Annotated in this window: 15 protein-coding genes and 1 tRNA gene; 5 read left to right on the top strand and 11 right to left on the bottom strand. The window is 52.0% G+C overall.

What is annotated here, in order from left to right:
* Positions 1–256 precede the first annotated feature (256 nt).
* From ACO08I_RS22755 to ACO08I_RS22775, 5 genes are all read left to right on the top strand, one after another.
* The gene (locus ACO08I_RS22755; protein WP_421947193.1) at positions 257–7330 is read left to right on the top strand and encodes a PKD domain-containing protein; all 7074 of its coding nucleotides are present in this window, start codon (positions 257–259) and stop codon (positions 7328–7330) included.
* A 695-nt stretch (positions 7331–8025) separates the two neighbouring features.
* Positions 8026–8772: a hypothetical protein gene (locus tag ACO08I_RS22760; RefSeq protein ID WP_421947194.1), complete on the top strand. Its 747-nt coding sequence runs from the start codon at positions 8026–8028 to the stop codon at positions 8770–8772.
* Between the two features lie 372 nt (positions 8773–9144).
* Positions 9145–9783, top strand: a complete 639-nt coding sequence (locus tag ACO08I_RS22765) for a T9SS type A sorting domain-containing protein (RefSeq protein WP_421947195.1) — start codon at positions 9145–9147, stop codon at positions 9781–9783.
* 389 nt (positions 9784–10172) lie between these two features.
* Positions 10173–12533: a TonB-dependent receptor gene (locus ACO08I_RS22770; protein ID WP_421947196.1), complete on the top strand. Its 2361-nt coding sequence runs from the start codon at positions 10173–10175 to the stop codon at positions 12531–12533.
* Between the two features lie 4 nt (positions 12534–12537).
* Entirely contained in the window at positions 12538–13455 is a 918-nt protein-coding gene (locus ACO08I_RS22775) for a DUF4249 domain-containing protein (protein WP_282783803.1), read from the top strand.
* On the opposite strand, the gene ACO08I_RS22780 is transcribed toward ACO08I_RS22775, so the two are convergent.
* The 11 genes from ACO08I_RS22780 to ACO08I_RS22830 all read right to left on the bottom strand — a co-directional run bounded on the left by ACO08I_RS22780 (position 13452) and on the right by ACO08I_RS22830 (position 23770).
* A complete protein-coding gene (locus ACO08I_RS22780) occupies positions 13452–14276 on the bottom strand; it encodes a hypothetical protein (protein WP_421947197.1) in 825 nt (274 codons plus the stop codon). The two genes, ACO08I_RS22775 and ACO08I_RS22780, sit on opposite strands and share 4 nt — an antisense overlap.
* An 81-nt stretch (positions 14277–14357) precedes the next feature.
* The gene (locus tag ACO08I_RS22785) at positions 14358–15269 is read right to left on the bottom strand and encodes a transglycosylase SLT domain-containing protein (RefSeq protein ID WP_421947198.1); all 912 of its coding nucleotides are present in this window, start codon (positions 15267–15269) and stop codon (positions 14358–14360) included.
* 84 nt (positions 15270–15353) lie between these two features.
* Positions 15354–15881, bottom strand: a complete 528-nt coding sequence (locus ACO08I_RS22790; protein ID WP_282783797.1) for a DUF2480 family protein — start codon at positions 15879–15881, stop codon at positions 15354–15356.
* A 2-nt stretch (positions 15882–15883) separates the two neighbouring features.
* Entirely contained in the window at positions 15884–16489 is a 606-nt protein-coding gene (gene scpB / locus ACO08I_RS22795; protein ID WP_282783796.1) for an SMC-Scp complex subunit ScpB, read from the bottom strand.
* Positions 16490–16607: 118 nt separating this feature from the next.
* On the bottom strand, positions 16608–17504 hold the full coding sequence (locus tag ACO08I_RS22800) for a hypothetical protein (RefSeq protein ID WP_421947199.1): 897 nt from the start codon (positions 17502–17504) through the stop codon (positions 16608–16610).
* A 104-nt stretch (positions 17505–17608) separates the two neighbouring features.
* Positions 17609–17683: transfer RNA gene (locus tag ACO08I_RS22805), tRNA-Pro, on the bottom strand.
* Positions 17684–17793: 110 nt separating this feature from the next.
* A complete protein-coding gene (locus ACO08I_RS22810) occupies positions 17794–20976 on the bottom strand; it encodes a hypothetical protein (RefSeq protein WP_421947200.1) in 3183 nt (1060 codons plus the stop codon).
* The gene (locus tag ACO08I_RS22815) at positions 20973–21458 is read right to left on the bottom strand and encodes a hypothetical protein (protein WP_421947201.1); all 486 of its coding nucleotides are present in this window, start codon (positions 21456–21458) and stop codon (positions 20973–20975) included. The genes ACO08I_RS22810 and ACO08I_RS22815 overlap by 4 nt, the downstream gene beginning before the upstream one ends.
* Positions 21455–22129, bottom strand: a complete 675-nt coding sequence (locus ACO08I_RS22820; protein WP_421947202.1) for a hypothetical protein — start codon at positions 22127–22129, stop codon at positions 21455–21457. Before ACO08I_RS22820 ends, ACO08I_RS22815 begins: the two co-directional genes overlap by 4 nt.
* Positions 22130–22193: 64 nt before the next feature.
* Positions 22194–22592 carry an SET domain-containing protein gene (locus ACO08I_RS22825; RefSeq protein ID WP_421947203.1) on the bottom strand — a complete coding sequence of 133 codons (399 nt, stop codon included), beginning with the start codon at positions 22590–22592 and terminating at the stop codon, positions 22194–22196.
* Between the two features lie 5 nt (positions 22593–22597).
* The gene (locus ACO08I_RS22830; protein ID WP_421947204.1) at positions 22598–23770 is read right to left on the bottom strand and encodes a hypothetical protein; all 1173 of its coding nucleotides are present in this window, start codon (positions 23768–23770) and stop codon (positions 22598–22600) included.
* Between the last annotated feature and the right edge of the window lie 8 nt (positions 23771–23778).

Raw genomic sequence — 23778 nt, forward strand, 5'->3', positions numbered from 1 at the left:
CAAAACGGGCTTTTTTACCTCCTTAAAACGACTAAAAGAACAGCTGTCTTTTCTGTTCAGTTTAGAAATTTTATTTTTGTCATTAGTTCGAAATTTCCAAACGCCGTTACCCCACAACCACTGTTTCAACACTTTTTGCTTCAAGATTTGTCTTGGGGATAATCACTATTGCCAGGAGGTTTCCCATAATCTTGACGGGCATCAATTAGACCCAGGATATCCTAACCAAACCCAGTTTGCAAAAACACAAAGAATAATGCAAAAACATCTACTGATTCTCCTGTTTATTTCGCTTGCAGCCCTCACATCACATGGGCAAAAACTCTTTGTACTTGAGTCACTTAATGACATGCCTTCTGAAACGCTCGATGAGCAGTTTTCAGTATATCACCTGACCAAAGCTCCGGTACAGGCCCTGCACAAAACCCTTCAGCGTGGCGGGAGTGCGGAAGTGCTCTTGTCCCTGCAACTGGGCTCCCTGCAGCCGGTTGAGCTGAAACTAACCGCCCACGACCTGCGGGCACCGGATTACCAATTGGTTCTTGGTGACGCTGAGGGCAGGCGTGTATTGCCCAAGTCTGCCAACAAAACTTACCGGGGCCATGCTGCGGGAACAACGACAGATCAGGTCCGCCTGACTGTCGATGAGGGTTTTCTTTATGGCTTCATTGAGAGCCGTGCAAAAACCTACTTTATTGAACCCGCATGGTACCTCGACCCCTCACTCCCGGAAGGCACCTATGTGTGGTATGAAGCAGGAGCCGTTAAGGCCCCGGAAACGCCCCACACCTGTGGTACGGATCACGACCACCACTTCAAACCTGGCCCTGCTCCGGACCTCAGCCGTCAGATGATGCAGTGCTATTCCGTAGGTATGGGGCTGGCCGCTGATTTTCAGCTTTTCAATGCCCTGGGTTCAGAAACGGCTGTAGAGAACTTCATGCTGGGAGTCCTCAATAATGTGGGGACTAACTACGATGATGAATTTTCCAATCAGATTGAGTTTGTGGTCAATGGGACCTTCATTTCGACCTGCTCAGGATGCGACCCCTGGACAGGATCGAACGACGCGTCTACCGTTCTCAGTAGTTTTACCAACTGGGCCAACGGAGGGGGCTTTGGCTTTAACCACAGCCTGGCTACGCTCTGGACCGACCGCAATTTTAATGGTTCTACAATTGGTGTAGCCTGGCTTGGCGGGCTTTGTACTTCAAACCGTTATAACACCTGTGAGCGCTTCTCCTCTAATGCTGCGCTGCTGCGGGTCCTGCAAGCGCATGAAATCGGGCACAACTTTAATGCCTTTCACGATGCAAGTGGGGCTAATTTTATCATGGCACCCTCCGTTAACTCAAGTAATAGCTGGTCCACGACCTCAATAAATACGATCAATAATTATATCAATGCGCAGGCTGGCATACCCGGCTGCTTTGGCCCCTGTGGCTCGCCTATCGCACCACCGGTAGCCGAAATTGGTACACCAGTAGAAGAAGCCTGCCCGGGCAGCTATATTCAGTTTATGGACGAATCGCAGAATAGCCCGACTTCCTGGTCATGGTCCTTTACGGGAGGTGTTCCCAATTCTTCAAACCAGCAGCATCCTGTTGTTTTTTATCCTAACCCCGGCATTTATACCGCTACGCTTACTGCTACCAACAGTGCCGGTTCTTCCTTTGCGGTCTCCAACACCATCATCGTGCAGGAAGGCAACACCAAATACTTGTTTTACGATGCCATGGAAGGCAACCTGAATAACTGGACAATTGAAAACCCGGACAACAGCACGACCTGGGTCATCACTAACGTAGGGGGCACAGTATCCGGGCAGCAGGCGGCTTATATGAATAACTACAACTATGATGCTGATGGACAGAGGGATGCCCTGATCACTCCAATACTCAACTTCTCTCAGGAAGCGGGCATGCGCCTGAAAATTGATTACGCCTATCAGCGGTACAGCCTCGCGCTGAGGGATGAGCTGCGTATTTTGGTCTCCACTAACGGGGGCAATACTTATCCCGATGAAATATTTTTCGGCGAAGAAGATGGCAGTGGCAATTTCGCAACAACTCCGGATGGGACCGATTTGTTCAACCCCAGCATTCCGGCTGACTGGTGTTACGCTGGTAACTTTGGAGCGGATTGCCTCGATATTGACTTGTCTGCCTATGCCGGTGAGCCGCAAGTCCGAATCAAAATAGAAAACACCAATGGTTTCGGCAACAACCTCTACATTGATAATGTACAGATTACCTCCAACTGTTTTGTATTACAGCCACCTATTGCTGCTTTCGCTGCCGATGTGGAATCCGGTTGCGCCCCGCTGACCGTTCAGTACACAGACTTTAGCCTGGGAGATGTGGAGGTTTGGGAGTGGTCTTTCCCTGGTGGTGTGCCTTCCACTTCCAATGCACAGAACCCCACGGTGGAATACCCCGTACCGGGCGAGTATCCGGTTACATTAACGGTTTCCAATGCCGCGGGTAGCAGTACGACCTCCCTCAATACGGACATTGAAGTGTTGGGGCTGCCTGAGCCGTTTTTCCTTTACGATATCGATAGCTTTACGGTAGCCTTTGGCAACCTGACCGACAACTACACCGGTGTCAAATGGGAGTTTGGAGATGGCAATGAAACCGAAGTGGATTCCCCCACACATACCTACGAAGAGCCAGGGACTTACACGGTTAGCCTATCCGCCCAGAATGAATGCGGTATGGCAGAATACATCGAAGAAATCACAATAGTGCCGCCTCCCACTGCCGCATTCCAAAGTGAGTCGCTATCGGGCTGTGCACCTGTCTTGATGCAATTTATTAATACCAGTTCCTTTGGAGAGACCTTCCAGTGGACTTTCGAAAATGGCAATCCGGCTACGTCAACCGACCCGGACCCAATCTGCAGCTTTGCCACTTCCGGTACTTACGAAGTGACCTTAATCGCCTCCAATGGAGTTGGTACGGACACGCTTACGCAAATAATCACGGTCTCCGGTGCCCCTCAGAGTAGCTTTTTCCCGGATTATACGCCGGGAACCTTTACTGTTTCCTTCCAGAATACCTCGCTGGACGCTTTTTCCTTTGAATGGGATTTTGGGGATGGCTCCCCGGTCAATACGGACTTTTATCCCACACACACCTACGATACCACCGGGATTTACACCGTCACCCTGATCGCAACCAACGAATGTGGCAGCGATACCGCTACCCAGGAAGTAGCGATTGTGCTGCCGCCTGTAGCAGGGTTCTCCATTCCGCAGGATACTGCCTGCGCGCCTTTTACGGTGCAGCCGGTGAACAATGCCGAAGGCATTGTCGAAAACTGGCTTTGGATTGCCAATGGCGCAAATCCGGATACTGCAACGGTGCCCAATCCTTCCTTTACCTTTGATGCACCAGGCACTTATGATATCGTACTGCAGGTCTCTAATGCTGCGGGAAGCAGCCTCGATACCGCTACTATTGTGATCGGAGGGCCGCCCAGCAGTGCGTTTACATTGATAGACACCCTTGGCTCCCCGCAAATTTCCACGGTCAACACCAGTGTAAATGCTGACCTCTACTTCTGGTCATTCGGGGATGGAAGTACTTCCAGCGCAATAGCGCCTGCACATACATATGCGGAGGACGGGGGCTACACCGTCACACTCATCACCGAAAATGCCTGCGGGGCCGACACACTGGAACAAACGGTGTCTATTGTAACCCCACCAACGGCAGGGATTGCCAATGCCGATACCTCAGGATGCTCGGTCTTTGTATTAACGCCTGAATATACGGGCGCCTCAAATTATGATACCATCAGCTGGTCTGCTCCGGGTAGTGTGGAACTTACCGCAGATCTGTTAGCACCGACCTTTACCTATGAGACAGCCGGGGTGTATGACCTGATGGTGACGGTAAGTAATGCGGCAGGCAGTAGCACGGATACCTTATCCGTAACGGTGATTGATGCTCCGGTTGCAGATTTTGAGCTGGCTTACACCACAGGTACGGACAGTATCGTCCTGACGAGCCTGAGCACTGGAGCAGATTCCCTGCAATGGGACTTTGGCGATGGCGAAACGAGCACCGCATCCAACCCCGCCCACCAATATGCCGAAGACGGCACCTACACCGTTCAGCTGATCGTTTGGAATACCTGTGGCACGGATACCCTGGAGCAGGAAGTTGACATTCTCACCCCACCGTCAGCCGGCTTTTCGCTTCTTGCCAGCTCAGGATGTGCGCCCTTTACTGTGCAAATCACGCCCGCTAATCCTGAAGCTGATTACAATTATGTCTATACCGCAAACGGGGCTCAGCCATCTGTCGCTTCGGTGCCTGATCCTACTTTCACCTACGGGAGCCCGGGTACCTATCAAATTATTCAAAAAGTCTCGAATGCAGCGGGCAGCAGTACAGACACCCTTCAGGTGGTCGTGGGCGCTTCGCCCGATGCTGCCTTCGAAGCTACGGTGGTACTTGGCAGCCTTAGCCTGGACCTGACCAATGATAGCGAGGATGCGGACGGCTTTACCTGGCATTTCGGCGATGGCAACAGCAGTACGGAGGCTGAGCCCAGCCACACTTATGCCGCCGATGGAGCATATACCATACTGCTGATCGCCAACAGTGCCTGTGGTACCGACACCGCTCAGCAAACGGTAAATGTGATAACCGCTCCTATGGCAGGGTTTGAGCTAAATGCCACAACAGGCTGTGCGCCCTTCACGGTAAGCCTAATCAATACGGCAAGCACCAATGCTGCTGATTTCAGCTATTTGGCGCCCGGCGCCACACCTGAGCAGTCTACGGACGCAGAGCCCTCCTTTACTTATGGTAGCCCCGGCACTTACGAGATTATCCAAACCGTGAGCAACGCCGCAGGCAGCAATAGTGATACCCTGCAGGTGACGGTAGGCGGTATACCAGTGGCAGACTTTGAAGCCAGTACCACACCTGGTAGCTTTGAACTAAATATTTCGGATAACAGCTCAGACGCCTCTGCCTATCTATGGAGCTTTGGCGATGGCAACGAAAGCACCGTATCCAATCCGGCGCATGCTTATGCCGAAGATGGGGTGTACACTGTGCAGCTGATCGTAAGCAACCAATGCGGCAATGACACCACCACTCAGGAAGTAGAGATCGTTACGGCTCCAACCGCTGGCTTTACAACTGAGCAGACAGAAGGGTGCGCCCCATTTACGCTTACGCTAAACAATACGGCGTCTGCAAACGCCACAGACTTCACATACACCGCTACCGGAGCGGTGCCGCCGGTTTCATCGAATCCTAACCCGACTTTCACCTTCCCTGCGGCGGGACAGTATACCATCATACAAATAGTGAGCAATGCCGCCGGAAGCAGTACGGATACCCTAACGATATCAGTAGGTGATGCACCGGATGCAGAATTTGAAGGTATAGTCACGCTGGGTACCACACTGCTGGAGCTGACCAATAATACGCTCGGCGCTACAAATTTCGCCTGGGACTTCGGTGATGGCAATACGAGCACAGCATCAGCACCTTCCCATACTTACACCGCAGATGGCACTTATCAGGTCACCCTGATTGCTTCCAATGCCTGCGGAGCAGATACAGTGGCGCAGTCCTTTACCGTGGTTACCCCACCGGTTGCTGCGATTGATCTCGAAATGAGCAGTGGTTGTTTGCCATTTACTGTAAATCCGGTTAGTGTGGCTTCGGCTAATGCTGAGGAACTGCTTTGGACAGCACCGGGGGCTGCTCCGGAAACCGCAACTGGCGCGATGCCGGCCTTCACCTATACCGAAGCCGGTACCTACACCATTTACCTGGAAGCCAGCAACGCTGCCGGTGTCAGCATCGATTCCACGATTATTGAGGTAAAGGGGCTGCCAGATCCGGCATTTTCAGCAGAGGTGGATGGTTTTACCGTCAATCTGACCAATATCTCTACCTCTGCCCTGAATTTCAACTGGGCATTTGGGGATGGGAACAGCAGCGAAGCAGCCAACCCTACCCACACATACGCGTCTCCCGGCGACTACGATATCACCCTGACTGCTGCCAATGAATGCGGACCGGCGGATACCACGCTGTCCGTAAGCATTGTACTACCACCACCCACCGCTGGTTTTGAAGTGGAAAGTACGAGTGGTTGTGCGCCGTTTGAAGTTACTTTTGTCAACACCTCGCAATTTGGCGAAAGTTTTGAGTGGGTTTTGCCCGGTGGTACTCCGGCCACAGCTACCACCGCCAACCCGGTAGTGGTGTATGAAACGCCTGGTGTTTTCAGTGCCACGCTAATTGTTAATAATACTTCCGGGTCGGATACGATTGAGCTTCCTGATCTGATTACAGTAGGCGCAGGCCCTCAGGCCGGCTTCGACTTTAGTATAGATCAGGCTACGGTAAGCTTTGTGAATACAGCCATCAATGCAGATGCTTTCCTTTGGTCGTTTGGCGATGGCAGCACAAGCACTGATTTGAATCCAGTGCACGACTACGATATGGCCGGGGTCTTTGACGTGACGCTAATTGCTGAAAATATATGCGGCACGGATACCCTGCAGCAAACCATTGAAATTGAAGGGCAGGCACCGGAGGCTACGATCAGCTTCGGCAATACTGCCGGGGCCTGCGCACCACAGACGCTTGAGCTGCTCGCTTCCAGTTCGGAAGGCGCACCTGCTGACAGCTGGCAGTGGTTGTTGCCCGGTGGTGCCCCGGAGACGGCGACCGGAGAGACTGTTGCCGTAACCTACGATGAGGCGGGCACCTACAGTATTACCTTGATTGGGGTCAATGCCTTTGGCGCAGATACCCTTACCCTCACCGATACCATTCAGCTTGACGAGGTACCTGTGGCAGGATTTGACTACGAAACGCAAGAAGGGGACGTGGCATTTACCAATACGTCTACCGGTACGAATCTGTTCTTTCAGTGGGATTTTGGTGATGGCAGCACGAGTACGGAGGCTAGCCCCAACCACAGCTACACGGAGACCGGGCAGTACAACGTAATACTAACTGTAGGCAACAGTTGCGATACATTTACAGTGAGCCAGGTGTTGAATATTATGGTTTCCTCAACCGGCGACTGGGCAGACCTATCGGCTTTTGAAGTCTTTCCCAACCCCAACCGGGGCCTGTTTACAGTGGAAGTTACGGCGGCACCGGCTGAAGCCATCCAATGTCAGCTCTACAACCTGATGGGGCAGCAGCTCAAAGCATACGAGGCTGATTTCCGGTCGGGCTACTGGCAGCAGAACATAGATGGGACGGCATTGCCCGCAGGTGTCTACCTGCTTGAGCTGCGCATTGGGCAGCAGCGGGCTTACCGCAGAGTGGTGGTAGAATAGCCGGTTTGCATGGGCAAGTTCTTCTGGGAAGCTGCTCCTGTACTTCGGGGGCAGCTTTCTTTTTTGGCTTATTTTTTTTACAAAACCTCCTGGATATTTTGTCGTGTGGCTTCTAGCCCATTTGTTTTGGGGCTAAAGGATAAACCGCTGAAATAAATCATTTTTGTAAAATAGTTTGCATAAATGAAGTTCGTTTATATATTTGCTTATAAGAGAGCTCTAAACATATATTCGTATTTCCGTCATCCGATTTTACAGACTGAACACTAAGCGGCGTGCAGCCTGACTGCAGGCTCAACTTATATTCCCCCCGTCTAACGAAGACATTTTGATGCCATCTAAAGTCGAGTACGGCTTTTAGATCAGCTCGTTTATTCTCTTAACAAACCTATGTAACAATGAAGCATGTTTACTTTCCCAAACAGGCTCCGGTATGGAGTCTCGTATTATTCTTATTAGTTGGCTTTGGGTTTCCAAATCTTCGTGGGCAATGCGCCTTTGATTTTACCCCCTTTTCATCCAGCTCTGCTCCTACCGCCCCCGGAGTGACAACCCTACTAACAACCTGTCTTTATGGTGGTGAACACCGTCCGGTCACCAATATGCAAGCCGGCAACACTTACCGCTTCTAGACCTGTGGAGATTCGGATTTTGATACTCAGATCACCATCTTCAATGAGACTGGAACCACAGCATTGGCCTTCAATGATGACTTCTGCGGTCTTCAGTCCAGTGTGGAATTTACGCCTATTACCACCGGTACCTATCTGGTACAGATGAATGAGTATGACTGTGCTTCCAATTCTACCTGTATGACGCTTAGAGCCACTTTGTTATCAGCTACCTGCAATGAAAACGAAGTCGTCGTAGATATGTCTGACTCCTTCGGCGATGGCTGGAATGGCAACGAATTGGAAATCATTAACGATAATGGCGACGTGGTAGCTACGGCTACTATTACCGGGGGGGCTTCAGGTACAGAAACTTTCTGTTTGCCCGATGGATGTTACACTGTCGATGTGGGTGGAGGTAGCTTTACCAGCGAAGTCAGCTGGGATATTTCCGTCAATGGCAACGTGGCGCTTTCTGGCGGTGCACCAGAGTCTGGTTTGGAACTGGAAATCAATTCCAGTTGTGCTCCGCCTACTCCTGAAAACACCAGCTGTGCTAATGCCGAGCCTGCTACTTTGGGTGTGAATGAAACGGAAACGGTCAACGTAGGCGATGGTGCAGAAAATGGCTGTTCCTTCCCGGTAAGTAGCGGAAGTGCAGACCATGCCCGTTGGTTTACCTTTACGCCTGCGCAAAGCGGTGAATACACGATAGGCTCTTCAGGATTCACAATCGCAGATACCCGTCTTTCCATTTATACCGGCAACTGTGGCAGCCTTAGCTGCTTTGACAGTAGTGATGATGTCAACGGATTGGCAGACCAGGCCTAAGAAGTAACGACTTGCCTTTAGGCAGGCGTAACTTACTACATTGAGTGGGATAACCGCTGTTCTATTGCTTCTTTTGATTGGAGTATTTCCTTCAACGGTACAGGTGAGTGTGGCTCAGGTGGAGATCTGCCCGCACCCTGGACGGCTAACGATGTCGGAAGTGGCGCCAATGATTTTGGCTTTGATAATGGTGCTTTTACTGTAACTAACGGAGGCAGCAATGGCTATAGCAACAGTAATGATAACATTGCTTTTGCAAGCCAAACGATCTGTGGAAACGGCTCTATCACCGTTAAGATTGAGAGTGTTTCCGGTAGCGGTTTTGCTGGTGTTGCCCTTCGCGAAAGCACAGCTCCCGGTGCAAAGCAGGCAATGATTCTAACTAACCTGAACAGCTTAGTGCCCTGGGTGACCCGTACCGCAAATAATGCGCCCAACAACTTCACACCCCACTGGCGGGCACACACCTTCTGGTTGAAGTTGGAGCGCATCGGCAACTACATCCGCGGCTATACCAGCACAACTGGCAACAGCTTCTCCATAATTGCACAGACCTACCTGCCTATGGACGCCTGTTTGGAAATAGGCATGGTCACCGCTAATACAGGCGGCGGTCAGACGACTGCGGTTTTCAGCAATGTAACGGTTGAGGGGGGAGCGCCGCTGTTGGCTGCTGATGAGACGGCAATCACTGCAGCAACGGACCGTGAAAAATCTGCATCATCTGCTGGAGTACGTGGCTTTGAGCAGCCGGCTGCCGCCGGGGCTGCCCGCTTGTTCCCGAACCCGGCATCTGACCGTATTACAATAGATCTGCCTGCTACGCAACCAATGGACGCGACCCTTGTCCTGCGCAATCAACTGGGGCAGGTGCTCCAGTCACGTCAGGTAGAAGCGGGGCTATTCCGAACCGATTGGGATGTGAGCCAGCTCTCCGGAGGGGTTTACTATATGGAAGTCCGGTACGAAGGGCAGCAGCCTCAGGTACTGCGCTTCGTGAAAACACATTAACTGATATTTTGTAGTTTGGTAAAGAAGCCCTCTGATCGTGCAACACGGTCAGGGGGCTTTTTTTGTCGGCTGCCAACCCTTCCTGCATAGGAGTCGTCATTCCCAGTGTTAAGGTTTTCTGAATGCAGCAGCGAATGGGCAGCTGGTACGTTCTGAAATCATACTATACTGACGATTAAGTGGTTTGCCACAGCAAACCTACTCAATGTCAGTATTTACGCTGTGAAGTGGCTTGCGCCTGCCCTGACAAGCTATGCTTCGTCAGTGGCCGATGTCGCAAATCCAAGATTCCAGACGATGAATGTCTGGACTGTAAGCCCGACATTTATCGTCGCAAAACACTTCGTATTGCGTATAAAACCAAAATAACACCACACACCCGACTAAAAATGAAGCAACTCCTACTCTTGCTTGGGTTCCTGGCTTTGTCTTTGCCAGGCCTCGCTCAAAAGCATACCATTAGTGGCTACCTTAGGGATGCCACCTCTGGTGAACCGCTCATCAGCGCTAATATTTACGACCGGTACTCGGATCAGGGGACCGTTACCAATGTGTACGGCTTCTACAGCCTGACGCTGCCTGCTGATTCTGTGCACATCAATTTTTCCTACATTGGCTATGAATCGGTCGAACATGCCTTTCTGCTTAAACAGGATACCACTTTAAATATCGACCTGGACGGTGCTGTACAGCTGGAAGAGGTCGTGGTACGGGCCTCTCGTCAGGGCGAACGCATCGAAGAGCGCAGTCAGATGAGCCAAATGACCGTACCGGTAGAGCAAATCAAAATGGCCCCGGTACTTCTCGGCGAAACTGATGTACTCAAAACCCTTCAGCTCTTGCCCGGCGTGCAGTCGGGTGGGGAAGGGCAGACCGGGCTCTACGTTCGCGGTGGCAGCCCTGATCAAAACCTGGTGCTGCTCGATGGGGTGCCCATCTACAATACTTCTCACCTGTTGGGTATCTTCTCGGTTTTCAACGCCGATGCCGTCAAGAACGTCACCCTGACTAAAGGCGGCTTCCCGGCGCGCTACGGTGGGCGCCTGTCTTCTATTCTGGAAATCAATATGAAGGAAGGCAACCTGCAGGAATGGCATGGGGAGGGCGCTATTGGCATGATCAGTTCCCGGCTGACTCTGGAAGGCCCCATCAAAAAAGATAAAACCTCCATTCTGGTCTCTGGCCGGCGGACGTACGCCGATTTGCTGTTTCGGCCTATTGTGGCTTTGGCCAATCAGCAGTCTGAGGAGGACGTCAAAATAAAGCTGCACTTCTATGACTTCAACGCCAAGTTGCAGCACAAATTCAATGATAAGCACCGCCTGTACCTTAGTGCCTACCTGGGGGCAGATGTGTTCTTTACAGATGTGACAGACGACGAAGACAGCTTCGGTGGCGGTATCGACTGGGGCAACAGTATTTCTGCTCTGCGCTGGAACTGGCAGATCAACAACAAGCTTTTTGCCAATACCACGCTGACCTACAGCCGTTTCCAGATTGATGTGATCGCCGAACAAAGCAGCCGCTATAATGATGGGTCAGAAGAAAGCTTTTCTGCCAACTACTTTTCCGGAATTGAAGACTGGGCGGGCCGGATTGACTTCGATTACCTGCCTGCCCCCGGGCATTATATCCGCTTTGGAGGGGGCGTGACGAACCATACCTATCGCCCGGGCGCGCTAAGCCTGGATGTTGCCTTCGATCAGGAACGTTTTGATACACTTATCGGCTCACAGAATGAGTTTTCCGATGAGCTGTTTATCTACGTGGAAGACGATATGCAGCTGGGCAAGCTCAAAGCCAACGTAGGCCTGCATGGCTCGGGCTTCAAGGTAGGCGATGAGTTTTACACTTCGCTGCAGCCGCGTATCGGGCTCAATTACCTGCTGCCAAAGGATGTGGCCCTGAAAGCCTCGTTCGCCACGATGGCACAGTTCATCAACCTGCTGACGAGCGAGTCCTTCAGTTTGCCTACTGACTTGTGGGTACCGAGCACGGAGCGCATCAAGCCACAGCAAAGCTGGCAGGTAGCTGCGGGCGCAGCCAAGACCTTTGGCGATGGGATAGAAGTCAGCCTGGAGGGGTATTACAAAAAAATGCACAACGTCATTTCCTACAAAGAGGGGGCCAGCTTTCTGTTTGGGCTGGAAAACGACTGGCAGGATAAAGTCACGCAGGGCGAAGGCGAAAGCTACGGCGCCGAGCTTTTCGTGCAGAAAAAATTTGGGCGTACCACCGGCTGGCTGGGCTATACGCTGAGCTGGAACTACCGGCAGTTTGACGAAATCAACGGCGGTCGGCGCTACCCCTTCCGCTACGACCGGCGACATGACCTTTCTCTGGTGGTCAATCACGATTTTAATGAACGCATTTCCCTTTCCGGAGCTTGGGTATATGGGACTGGCAATGCCGTTACACTCAATACTTTTGAGTACCCGATCAACTACTTTGGATCTGATTTTTTCAGTGGTTTTAATACCATTCAGAGTGGGGGAGAGCGCAATGCCTTCCGCATGACGGACTACCACCGCCTGGACCTTAGCTTACGCATGACGAAACAGATGAAGCGCCACGTGCGAACCTGGGTATTCGGAGTGTACAATGCCTATTTCCATCGCAATCCCTACTTCATTCTCGCTGACCGGGACCTGGTACAGCAGCCGGACGGTAGCTTCGAGGAGCAGCCGGTTTTCCGCGAAGTGAGTATTCTGCCCATCATTCCATCCATTTCTTACCAGTTCAAATTTTAACACCATGCGCCATATCCTTTTTTTCGCAATCGGCCTGTTGACGGCAATGAGCTTTTCCTCCTGCGGAGAAGATGCTTTTACCCAAATCGTAGACATTGAGCTGCCGGAGCATGAGCCGCGCCTGGCCGTGCACGCCCTGGCATTTAGCGAAAGTGATGCCTTTGGTGTTCTGGTCTCCAACAGCCGTAGTGTCCTTTCAAAAGAGGAGTTCTCGGTCTTTCCGGACGCCGAAATCCAGTTTTCCGGCCCGAATGTAGATGGTGTAACTTTTTCCTATGCTCCGGACGATGGCCGGCACTATACTGTGTTAAGTCAGGGTTGGGCCGCGGGAGATGAAGTGTACACCCTTGATATACAGCAAACGGATTACCCTTCAATCAGAGCACAACAACGAATGCCCAGGGCACCAATTGTTTTGGACGTTACCGTTGATGAAGAAGGGGCACTCAGCGAGAGCGGAGAGCGGCTGGATGAGATTGTCATTGAAATACAAGATGAGCCAGGTGAGCATTACTATGCGCTGCAAGGCGAGGTCGATTACCGGTATGTAGATGAAAACAACGACACCATTTCGGGCTATTACTCCGTTTGGCTGGAATCCAATGACCCTATCCTTTCCTACGCTGAGGTAGACCGTAGAGGTGCGCTGATTTGTTCGGATGGTGCTTTCAATGGTAACACCTACCGCTTTGCTACCTATACCTGGGAGGATCTGCCAATCGGGCTTATGTCAGGGAGCAAGTTGCGGATACGGGTTACGAGTTTGTCGCGGGATGCTTTCCTGTACTACCGCTCTCTGGACCAATACTGGGGGGCAGATGGTAATCCCTTCGCTGAACCCGTGACGGTCCACAGCAATATTGAGAACGGATACGGGATTTTCGGGCTGGGGCATACGCGGGTGTTTTCTGTGGACCTTTAGGGTTCTGTGCATTGGAGCCGGGCATAAATGGATGGACTTAAGCCCTGCTCTTTTTCCCAGCTCCCGTCCGCTTTCCTTACAACTGTGAGATACGGAGCATTGCGTTTGGCTTTGAATAGCACAAAGCCTTTGGTTTCTATGTCATGTAAAAATTCAAGGGTGACAAAAAAGCTTCCGTTTACGTTAACCGGGGACGCGCTAAGATCAATCACCGTTGATTTATTGGCTGCTGCGTGGGTGAAAATCCGGGACTTTTGGAGCGGTCTTCCTGGTAGGCTATCTACGGCTTCATATAGGTTGACTTCAATCAATACGGAGTCAGGTTCTGACTGTGCCAAGTTAAAGCCTATCTGTTCAATCAGGCAGACCGCTTCATTAGGGATGAGTATTCCCACTTCGCCACCTCTGCTTTTCCCGGTAACATTATATCCATATTGATATAGCTTCCACCGGGCTTTGACGCCAGCTGACTTCTTCCGGTACGATACGGCAGCCTCGGTAATTTCGGCGGTAACGGTTTCGTAAGTTTGAGGTGTTAATGTAATCTGGCAGGGAGATAACTGCGCTACTTCTCCTACTGTACTCGCCAGCGTTTTGTAGCCAATACAGGAAAACAACAGGGTATCATTAGGGCGGAATTTAGCTGGCTCAAAGGTGAATTTCCCTTCACCTCCGGCGATCAATCCGTTTTGGAGAACAGGATTGTAAATGTTGACGTAAGGCACTTCCTGCCCTTTCGTATCAAGGATTTGGCAGACTTTTCCCTGAGCCTGAAGTGTAGGTACTGTCAGAAGGAGTGCGAAGCCAATAAACAATCTCATGTCTTTTAAAGCTTTTGGTCGGCGTGAAAAAGACGGATAAGTAGGGAAATTGGTTACACCAATTATCGTTTTTTACTCCACTTATTTCGGCACCCGGATCTCATACTCCTGTCCGGGGCGTACCGTAAGCCGGGAGTCGAGCAGCCAGGGGTTGTACACTTTGAGCATGCGGTAGGTGGTACCCTGCTTGCGGGCAAAATCGCCGAGATTATTAATGGTTTCGGTTACTTTGACCGCTTCATAATTGTCCAGAGGTGGGTAACCATCTTCGTCCTCGAGGTAAAACCCGAACTCATCCGGGCGGCTGAGGATTTCCTTGATGGCGACCAGACGGAAAATGTAGCGTGCAGTTTCTGTGTTGAGGTTGAGATCGTAGTAGGTCTCAGCCCGCTGCGTCTCTATTTCGTCTTTGATATTGCCATAGCCGGCGTTGTAGGCTGCGGCTGCCATTGTCCAGGTTCCAAAACTGCGTTGGTATTGCTTAAGGACTTTGCAGGCGGCTTCGGTTGCTTTTTCGTAATGGTAGCGTTCATCCACTTCATTACTGACTTCCAGCCCATGTTCACGGGCGGTGGCGCTCATAATTTGCCAGAGCCCGCGGGCACCGGCCGGAGAGACCACATTGCGCAGGCTGCTTTCGGCAACGGCCAGGTATTTGAAGTCTTCCGGAATGCCGGATTCGGCCAGCTTTTGCTCAATCATGGGGAAGAACTTGTACGCATTCTTCAGGTTGAGCAAGGTGCTGCTGTGCCAGTAGGTGTTGACCAGCAGTTCCCGGTCGAGGCGTTCGCGTACATCAAAATTATCCATAGGAAGGGGCTCCCCTGCGAAGTCGAATTCCCGGTCCAGGTCTACGGGTTTGACAACCTGTGGGATATCCTTATCAGGCCGGTAGTTGGGCTGGCCTTCGGGCTCATCGGTGGAGGTAAAGATGGCGATGCCCAGAAAGGCAGCTAAAGCAATATTCAGGTACTGCAGGTGACGACTGTTCATGGGTAATACGTTTTCAGCAAAGCAATACAAAAAGATACGGCTTTGCTGTTAATTTTTCAAGAGGAATAGGATCCGGCGGTATAATTATTTATTCCGGGGGCGTTTGAAGATGGGCACGGTAGAGCAGGGCTCTCCAAACATAATGCTTTTGGCTACCGGCCTGAGGCGCTTGGTCAGTTCAAGGTAAGCCTGTGGGGGGATTGCCTTGCCGTCGGTGCAGCCCTTTAGGATGACCCGTTGATCCTGATACTTTTCGAGGTCAAGCGCATGAAGCTTCTGCGTGAAAAAAGTGCGGTAGTAATCTTCAGGCCGCCCCTGGAAGACATCCTGAGCATGTGGCGCGGCATGGGATGCGATAAGCATATAGGCCCACATTGGGATGATGGCATCCGTTGAGCAATAGACCAACAGCACTTTGCCTTCGTACTGCGTCCAGTCGTGGTGGTTCATGGCCTCCCGGAAATCCTTCTCTTTAAGGAGCAGTTCCTTAAAGAGGTAATCTTTAATGTCCAGCTCTGCCAGTTCGACATTTGGCCAGAACTCCTCCAGCTTAAGCGTAATTAGCCCGCTGGCGGCTACTTTATTAACGAGTGGTGGATTGCTGTTACTCATAGTTATTCCTCTTCTTCCCGGTTGTCACCTTCCGTGACATCCTCTTCAATAGGCGCTTTTTCGCCGATTTCAAAATCTGCTTCTTTAAACTCTTTAGGCTTGGGCAGGTCCTCCAGGCTTTTCAGGCCGAAGTAGTCCATGAATTTGGCACTTGTGCCGTAGAGCAATGGCCGGCCCGGGCCTTCGTCCCGCCCTGTAATTTCAACAAGCTCCTTTTCCAATAGTTTTTGTACAGAATAATCACAGCTTACGCCCCGGATTTTCTCCATATCCGATTTGGTGATGGGCTGCCGGTAGGCGATGATGGAAAGGGTCTCCAGTGCAGCCCTCGAGAGCCGTTTGCGGGTCGTCTGCCGCAGGAAAGTACCCACCGTATTGTGGTAAGCGGGTTTGGTCAGAAACTGGTAGCCCCCCGCAATCTCTGTCAGCTCAAAGCCGTAGCCTTCCTGCGCATAGCGAGCCTGCAGGGTAGTAATACCTTCCATGAGTTCCTCGTCTTTAAAGGTAGCCTCCAGTACTGTTTCCAGGCAGTCGCGGATTTCCTTTAGCGTGATCGGCTCATCCGAAGCAAAAATCAGGCTTTCGATATGTGGGATGATTGGGTCCAAACCGTATGTTTTTTGCGAAAATAGGTGAACGCCCCGGTATTTAGTAGTTTGATATCAATAAAGGATGCAATTTTCTTTAGCGAATCAAAATTGTCACCTTTATTTTTTTCTCCAGCACTTACAAGCATTGCTGCTGCCGGGCATTCTTAAAATCGACGGAACGGATGAGCCGTTTGTAGGTCTGCTCGTTGGCGAAGGGATTATCTGTTGCGGAGGCCGTTTGGGAAATGAATGCAGCATAGCCCAAAAGCCCCTGCTGAGCGTAGGCAATATCAAGCAGGCATTCGATGAGAGTTTCCGACTGATCGGGATGTTGGCGGGCCTGCTGCTGCCAGGCGAGCTTCCGGTAATACCGTATCTGTTCTTCCGTTGGGTTATCAAGCTGAATGCTATTCCATCCCGGGCGGTCGCCAACGTAGCGGACGGCAAACTGATCGCCCTCTTTCAGGGGCAAGCCGTTGGGCAGGACTATATTAGGCATGGGAGGAAGCGCCTCCCGCCCGCTGTAGGACTGCCCATTCACAATAAAGCTGTACCGAACGGTGGTTTGGTCCTCATGCTGGTAGATGCCTTCCACTTTGCCCTCTGCCATTTTACCATGCTGAAGAATGAGTTCTGCCCGCGCGGCAGGGTCCCCCTGATCCTCTTTCTGGCTGCGGCCAATAATGGTGACTACCGTGACTGCCAGGGCCAGCAAGGCTACAAAAATCAGCGTCTGTTTCCAGTGTTTTTTTTCGATCAGGCGGCGGGCCTGATTGCGGGGGGTATCGGCTTCTTTATCCATTTGGAAGCCGTAGAAGTACTTCCCGTTTTTGCGCTCTATGTTGACATGGAAAAGCTCATCGTCCAGAAAAAGCGGGTAGGACCGGGTGTCAAAGACTTTAAAATCAATAAGGACCACCTTCTGATTGCAATAGACCATCAGGTGCCCTTCCCGCACGCTGTGGAAGAGCCCAACTGTATACCGCTGACCGGCATCGCTGACGTATGTCCAGGTGAATTGGTGTGGTGGCATCGTTCTAAAGATACGAAGCTGCCGGGAAAAATGCTATGGCATCGGGTGGTTTAGCCGGGGTTTAACACAAATTCCGTAGTAACCGTAATTTTTCTCCGGGCTAGTCGGGGTGAGAGGATTCGAACCTCCGGCCTCGTCGTCCCGAACGACGCGCGCTAACCGGGCTGCGCTACACCCCGAAGAAAATGCGATGGGCAAAGCTTATGCACCGGCAACTGACTTTGCCCTTACGGAGGTAAATATAAGCGGTTGCAGATAGATTGTCAACCCCCTGTAATCCTGACAGACCTTACCGCACAAACAACGTCTTCAACGGCACATCCACACCAAAATTCAGGAAAAACCGGGTCGACTGCAGCGTAATCTGCTCGCCCTGTACCTCCCGGAACTGCGGTCCGTACTGCCCCCCTGCGCCAACGTAAAAAGGCGAGTTTTTGATGTTGTAGTGCAATTGCAATCCGGGCCGGAAGACATTCTTAAAAGTCAGGTCGGTTTCCCCAAACTGTGTGTCCCCGGGCACGTAAGTGAAAAAGCTGCCCAGGTCAATAAGGCTGAGGAAAAGCGAAAGGGAATGGCCATCCATCTGCTTGGTTTGCAAAGTAGATTCGTTAATCACAATACGCCGTTTGCCGAGCCGGCGGCTGACAGAAAAGCCGATAGGCATGGTGGGCATGATGTTGGTAAACGTTTCTTCGGTATTCGTGCTGTTCTGCTCCCAGTTTTCCTGCCCCGCAGAAACGCCCAGGTAAGCATTTAGGGCTACAGTGACTTTCTTTTTGCGCTTGAGGCGGGAACTGCCCGGTGGATCGGCAATGCCCTCCATGAGGCTTTGGACTTCGTTGGTGGACTGTGCATCTACCAAACCAGCGATGAAGTAGCCGTACTCGGTGAGGAAACTGAGAAACTGCGCCAGCTCCTCCTGCCCCGGTTCATCTCCCTGGAAAACAGGTGCCAATCCGGTAAACAGACCCAGGGTAGCGCCAATGGCCTGACGGTGGTCCCGCTGATTGAGGTAGTAGACCATATCCAGCAGCTTTTGAGAAACCTCTGGCACCGGCTTTAGCCTGGGATTGCTTTCCACCAGCGGCAACAGTTGCCCGCTAGTGGTTTGATCTACTAATAGCGGCAGCTCCAAAATGCGGTTCAGGGTATTCACCACAAATGCGGCTTTTCGGTAAAACCGAAGGCTGTCCTGTCCAACCGAAATCGAATCCGGAGGGGTGAGGTCGGGGAGGTCCGCTACAGTGAGTTGCACCAACTGCGCCAGCCCATCCGGGGCAATATTCCGGATTTGCTTCACCTGCCGCATACGCTGATACAGCAGACCCAGAAATGCGGGGCGGAGATCCGGGTCATTCAGCGCACTGTCCAGCACCGGGCGGGCGATCCACATCTGAGTGGGGTCCGAAGAGCGCAGGCAGTAAGTGAGCTGCGACATAGATTCTGTGAGGAAGAGCATCGGCTCGGCATTGCGCTGTAGCTTGTAGGGCGTGGGAGCATAAGTAGTATCCACCTCCTCAAGTTCTGCTTTTAAGGCACGGAGCTCGCTTTTTAGCTTTTGCACCTTCACCACCAGCCCGGAGTAGGGGTGTGTAGGCTTTTGCCCCAGCAAATAGATACTGATTGGATGGGCAGGTGGTAGCTCGGCTTCCTCGCCCAGGACCCGTTCGTTGAGGTCAAGGAGCCGTTGCTCAATGTCCTGCAGTTCTTCTCTCCACTCCCTGACCAGTTGCTGCCGGGTTATTTTTCGGGCAGCCATCTCAATGCGGGTTGCGGGGCTGTTGATGTCGTAAGGGTCGCTCAGCATATTCGAAAGGACCTGAAAGGCCAGCCCCTGCTGATAGCTCAGGCTGTCCACCGCTGCCCAGTAGGTTCTGGTATCGCGGACGGCGGCCAGGAGCTGCTTTCGCTTCAGCTCAAGATCCTGATAGACTTTTGCATCAAGTTCATCAGGCAAGACCTTGTATTTCCACTCTTCCAGCCGGCGGTGGTAAAGTGTCAGGTCGGCCACCCAGTTGTCCAGGATGTCCGCCAGGGTTTGGTCTTCGTACCAGGTGCCCCCCAGCCTTCGGGCGATTTCCAGCCCGGCAGCAATGAGCATGCGCTCGGTAGGCTCTTCGGCAAAGTACTGATCATAGCTGTCCACACTACGGATTTGCATGAGGTAGGCGCTGTCGAGCCGGCCCCGCAGCAGATAGGGCAGGAAGTTCAGGCGGTAGCCTTCTGCATCGTCGCTCATGAGCGTGGCCAGATTGTATTCCGGTTTGAACAGATAAGCAAAACCCGGTACAGACTTTTGCCGGTTAGTGGTATCGGGAATCGCCATCCACCTTTGCTCAATGGCCTGCAGGCTGTCTTCCAGTGTATTTTCTGCATCATTCAGCGATACGTAGATGCTGCTCAGCAGGCTGGTGATGGTTTGCGTCCGCCCGTGCAGGTCCTCAAGAGTCGCTGCACCACTTTGTACCGTATCTGCCAGAGTGAAGTTGAGCTTTTTGCCATTTTCCTGGTAGTTGGTGAGGATATTGCGGTGCGTAGCCCCCATGATGTCGCTCAGGGGCATATCATTTTGCGAAAGCCCGATGATGGTGTAGACGGTTAGCAGGTTGTACATGATGGGGTCCGATTGCAGCGCTTCGAACCGGTCATCTTCCAGCAGAATAATAGGCAGACGTACGCTCAGCAATTGCAAGTCTTCATAAAAGGCGGTACGCACCCGCTCCAAAAAGGATTGAGAATAACTAAAACTGGTGCTACTGACCTCTTCGTAAACCGTAGGAAACAGCAGCCTGACCGGCGGTACTTCGTCTTCCAGAAACCGGTCCAGGAAATTGATGGCGACCTCCTGCTGTGCGCGTTCCAGTACAAAATGAAAAACGCCTTCGAGCAGCATGCTCGTGTTGACCAGGCCGTTGTCTATATTTTGGTTGCTCGTTTTAGCGGCACTTTTTAGCGCTAAGCGGCTCTCCACGGGAGGAATAGTGTAGCGTTGCAATGCTTTGGAAATCGAAAGAAAGTCGGCCATGCTTTGCCCTTCCGAACTTTTTAGCGCTCTTGCCATTCGTTCTCTCGGGGCTTGTTGCAGTTTTGTGCGTTGCGCCCTGTACCTGCTCATCGCCACACTGTCCGAGGCTTCAGCATAGCTTTTCAGTTGCCGAAGCGGCAGCCATTCAGACAGGACCTGATTGTCTTGGTAATGTTCAGCCGTTTCCAGCAGGTCAGCGGCTTTCTCGCCCTGTTCCAGCCCATCGGCATCGTATTGCCGGAGAATGGCCATGGCTTCGGCGAAAGCCATGCGCATGGAGTCCGTCTCCAGGCTATCCGGCATTTGGGTGAGCATGCGTTTGGCCCTGACCAGCCTCGCAGCATCTTCAATCAGGCTCTGCCCGGAAAGGACAACAGGAAAGAGCCCTCCCAACAGGAAGGCCGCGAGTAATCGGTAAGTGTTTGGCATCGTGTTTCGCTTGGTCATTGGATAATAGGGGTTGAATCTTGTCTGACTCGGGCATAATCGCAGAACAACAAGAGAGCCTCTTGTAAATCTGCCGGTGTTTGACCTCCTGCAACGAGTACGTTGATGTACTCAAGCGTACTCACCTGAGCCTCATCAGCAACGGTGTTGCCGTAAAGGATACTATGGCGCAGGCTGTCGGTAAGGGTTTTGACTTCAGTGCGCAGCAGCAGAAAAGCAGAATCCTCCAGCATTGCCTGCCCGTTAGCCATCAGGCTGTCCTCCCGTACCCGGCAATTGACTTTGAGATTATTGAGCTCTTCCAGTACCTGAGCCTCCCAGCCATCCACCTGAGACCGGAGGCTGTCCAGCAAGGCCAGGCTATCCCTTTGCAGGCTGTCTACAGTGGCTCCGGGGAAGGGGGCTTGTTCCGGACCGCCTCCGCAGTTGGCCATCCAAAAGCAAAGACATATAGCGATGAGTTTGGTCAGGAATGTTCTCATGCGTCTTTTTCTTCAGTGACAGGAATCTGGCTTTCCACGTAGTCGTTCAGCATTTGGTAGGAGGCTTTGAACTTGGGGACATCCGTAGCGGCTTTGATCAAGCCAATCATGAGTTCCATGGTTTTGATCGCATTTTCGTCAGCCTGCACCGTGTTCTCCCGCAAATGCTTTCGGTATACCGCCAGAAAAGCAGTGAACGCAGCCTCCAGCTCCAGAAATTCCGGATCGGCGGTAGGGTCCTGATCAGCAGCAATGAGTGCGTTTTTGGTTTCCCGAAGTGCCCGTCGGATTTTGAGGAGCTCGTCCAGCATTTTCTGGTTCCACTGGGAGGGGGCAGCCTGTGCGGCTCTTTCCTGTAGGGGGTTCAGGATCATATCCCGGATCAGCTGCTGCAGTATGCTGAAATGCTCGAGAAAGGCATCCGGTGTATCTTCCGGAGCCAGTTTCAATGCTACTATAGCCTGCAACAGTTGGTGTTCGTCGTAGGAGAGCTCGTCTGCCCAGAGCAAGGCGCTGTGCAGGTCAACTTCCAAATCTTCGATTTGTTGTTTGGCGTCCGTTGCAGCCTGATCGTTGATGAGCTGATTATTTTGGAAGGCCTTCAGGCGGGCCAGACAGGATAGCTGTACGTCCCGGAGTTGGTGAATGAGTGTTTCTTTTTGAGACGGCATGGGGTTAGGTTTGATGACTGTAAGTCCATTACCAATACCGAAAAATAGTCATTTTTCTGAAATTCTAATCGCTTAACCGCCGTGCCATGAACCAGACATCTTCCTCATCACCGGGATGGCCGTTGTAGTTGACGGTGATTTCCTCTCCCGCTTTCAGGTCGCGGAGTGCCATGAAGTGCAGGGCTTTACCCTCAAAATCGGGCAGGTAGAAGGCGTTGGGGCGGTAGCTGTGGTTGTACAGCGAGCCGTAGCCCAGGGCGATGGCACAAGCCTCTTCCTGTTGCCCCCAGATGAAGTAATAATCGTAAAGCCCCGTTTCGTCCAGGTATTTCAGATGCGCCTTCGGCATGACGATGACCGGGCAGATTTCCAGCAGAGCACCCTCAGGTATGTCCGCTGCGGTGAAAACACCCCGTCCGCCCAGGTCGCTGTTGGCGAAGTATATGGAAGGAATTCTTTGCATGAACGTTAAAAGATTAAGACGCCTATCTGAATGACGATATAGATAAGCATCCCAAACATACCTAAATTCCCGGTTATCCACCATAGGAGGTAAGCCCGGTGGTGCTCCCGTTGGTGTATCAGGAGATTGAAGGCAGCGGTAAGCGGCAGCAAGATACGGGTATAGCCGGCCTGTTCAAACCAGATGGGCGCTCCCAGCAGGCAGAACAACAGGGCAAACCCGATGCCAAAAAGCCAGTATTTGTCCCTTAGGCTGTACCGGACGAAGAAGTAAGCCGCTTGCACCAGGAAGGAAAACGGCGCGAGAAGCTCGAAAAGAGCTTGACTGAGGGCATCCAGCCTTGGTTGGCCTGCACCGGTGAGAGCCTGTAAATGAAGGGCGGCTGCCCCGAATTTTGCCAAGAGTGCTTCAAAGGGCAACAACAGATTCGTTGCGGTCTGACTTTTTGGCAAACCACTGAATTGAAGTACGTAAATGTACCAGCATAGGGGAATGAGCCCGATGATCAAAGCCGTTCTAAGTAGCCGGGCATAAGGGGCCCTGTATATCCACAGAACAGCCGGGGCGCTCAATGCAGCCGTCTCCTTTGTGAGTATTGCAAAGGCAAAAAGCAAAGCTGCCCCAGCCCAACTCATAGAGAGCAGAACAGGCAAAAGGGAAAAAAACAAAGCAGGGAGGTCGATCAGAGCCCGGTCGATAGAAATCAGTGCCCCGGAGGAGAGCAAAATGGCGGCAACCATCAATTTAGTCCTGAGCCTGTGCAGGTCAAAACGGTGGAGAAGCAAGGCCAGGAGCCCCAGCCAGAAGGCGAAGTTGAGCAGTGCATAGACCTGTAGGATCCACTGCGGTTGACCGAGCCCGAGGGTGTAGGCTATAGCCGAAAGCCCGATCCGTTTACTCCGCCAAAAACCAGCATCAATGGAGCGGCTCATTCCGGGATGTTGGAGGGAAGGGTCGATAGCCATTTGAGCATAAAACTGACCGTCGTATCCAAATTCGGAATTGACAGGAGGGGCAATTGCCCTGACTTCCGGAAGCTGCCGGTGCTCAAATGCACTACCAAACCGGATTATGGAAAGGAAGCCATCTTTGGGTTCGTAATGGCTCCAGGCCAGAAATAGCACTGGAGAAACCAAGAGGATGAGAAAGAGAACCGTCGACCATCTCCGGTTTTGCATGGTGGGGG

The sequence above is a fragment of the Phaeodactylibacter xiamenensis genome (genome assembly GCF_965229835.1).
Taxonomy (GTDB): domain Bacteria; phylum Bacteroidota; class Bacteroidia; order Chitinophagales; family Saprospiraceae; genus Phaeodactylibacter; species Phaeodactylibacter xiamenensis.

Coding starts and splice junctions, on each gene's coding strand:
- ACO08I_RS22825 (WP_421947203.1), bottom strand. CDS start 22,592: ATGCAAAGAATTCCTTCCATATACTTCGCCAACAGCGACCTGGGCGGA.
- ACO08I_RS22820 (WP_421947202.1), bottom strand. CDS start 22,129: ATGCCGTCTCAAAAAGAAACACTCATTCACCAACTCCGGGACGTACAG.
- ACO08I_RS22810 (WP_421947200.1), bottom strand. CDS start 20,976: ATGACCAAGCGAAACACGATGCCAAACACTTACCGATTACTCGCGGCC.
- ACO08I_RS22785 (WP_421947198.1), bottom strand. CDS start 15,269: ATGAACAGTCGTCACCTGCAGTACCTGAATATTGCTTTAGCTGCCTTT.
- ACO08I_RS22765 (WP_421947195.1), top strand. CDS start 9,145: ATGATTCTAACTAACCTGAACAGCTTAGTGCCCTGGGTGACCCGTACC.
- ACO08I_RS22775 (WP_282783803.1), top strand. CDS start 12,538: ATGCGCCATATCCTTTTTTTCGCAATCGGCCTGTTGACGGCAATGAGC.
- ACO08I_RS22770 (WP_421947196.1), top strand. CDS start 10,173: ATGAAGCAACTCCTACTCTTGCTTGGGTTCCTGGCTTTGTCTTTGCCA.
- ACO08I_RS22780 (WP_421947197.1), bottom strand. CDS start 14,276: ATGAGATTGTTTATTGGCTTCGCACTCCTTCTGACAGTACCTACACTT.
- ACO08I_RS22790 (WP_282783797.1), bottom strand. CDS start 15,881: ATGAGTAACAGCAATCCACCACTCGTTAATAAAGTAGCCGCCAGCGGG.
- ACO08I_RS22800 (WP_421947199.1), bottom strand. CDS start 17,504: ATGCCACCACACCAATTCACCTGGACATACGTCAGCGATGCCGGTCAG.
- ACO08I_RS22815 (WP_421947201.1), bottom strand. CDS start 21,458: ATGAGAACATTCCTGACCAAACTCATCGCTATATGTCTTTGCTTTTGG.
- ACO08I_RS22830 (WP_421947204.1), bottom strand. CDS start 23,770: ATGCAAAACCGGAGATGGTCGACGGTTCTCTTTCTCATCCTCTTGGTT.
- ACO08I_RS22755 (WP_421947193.1), top strand. CDS start 257: ATGCAAAAACATCTACTGATTCTCCTGTTTATTTCGCTTGCAGCCCTC.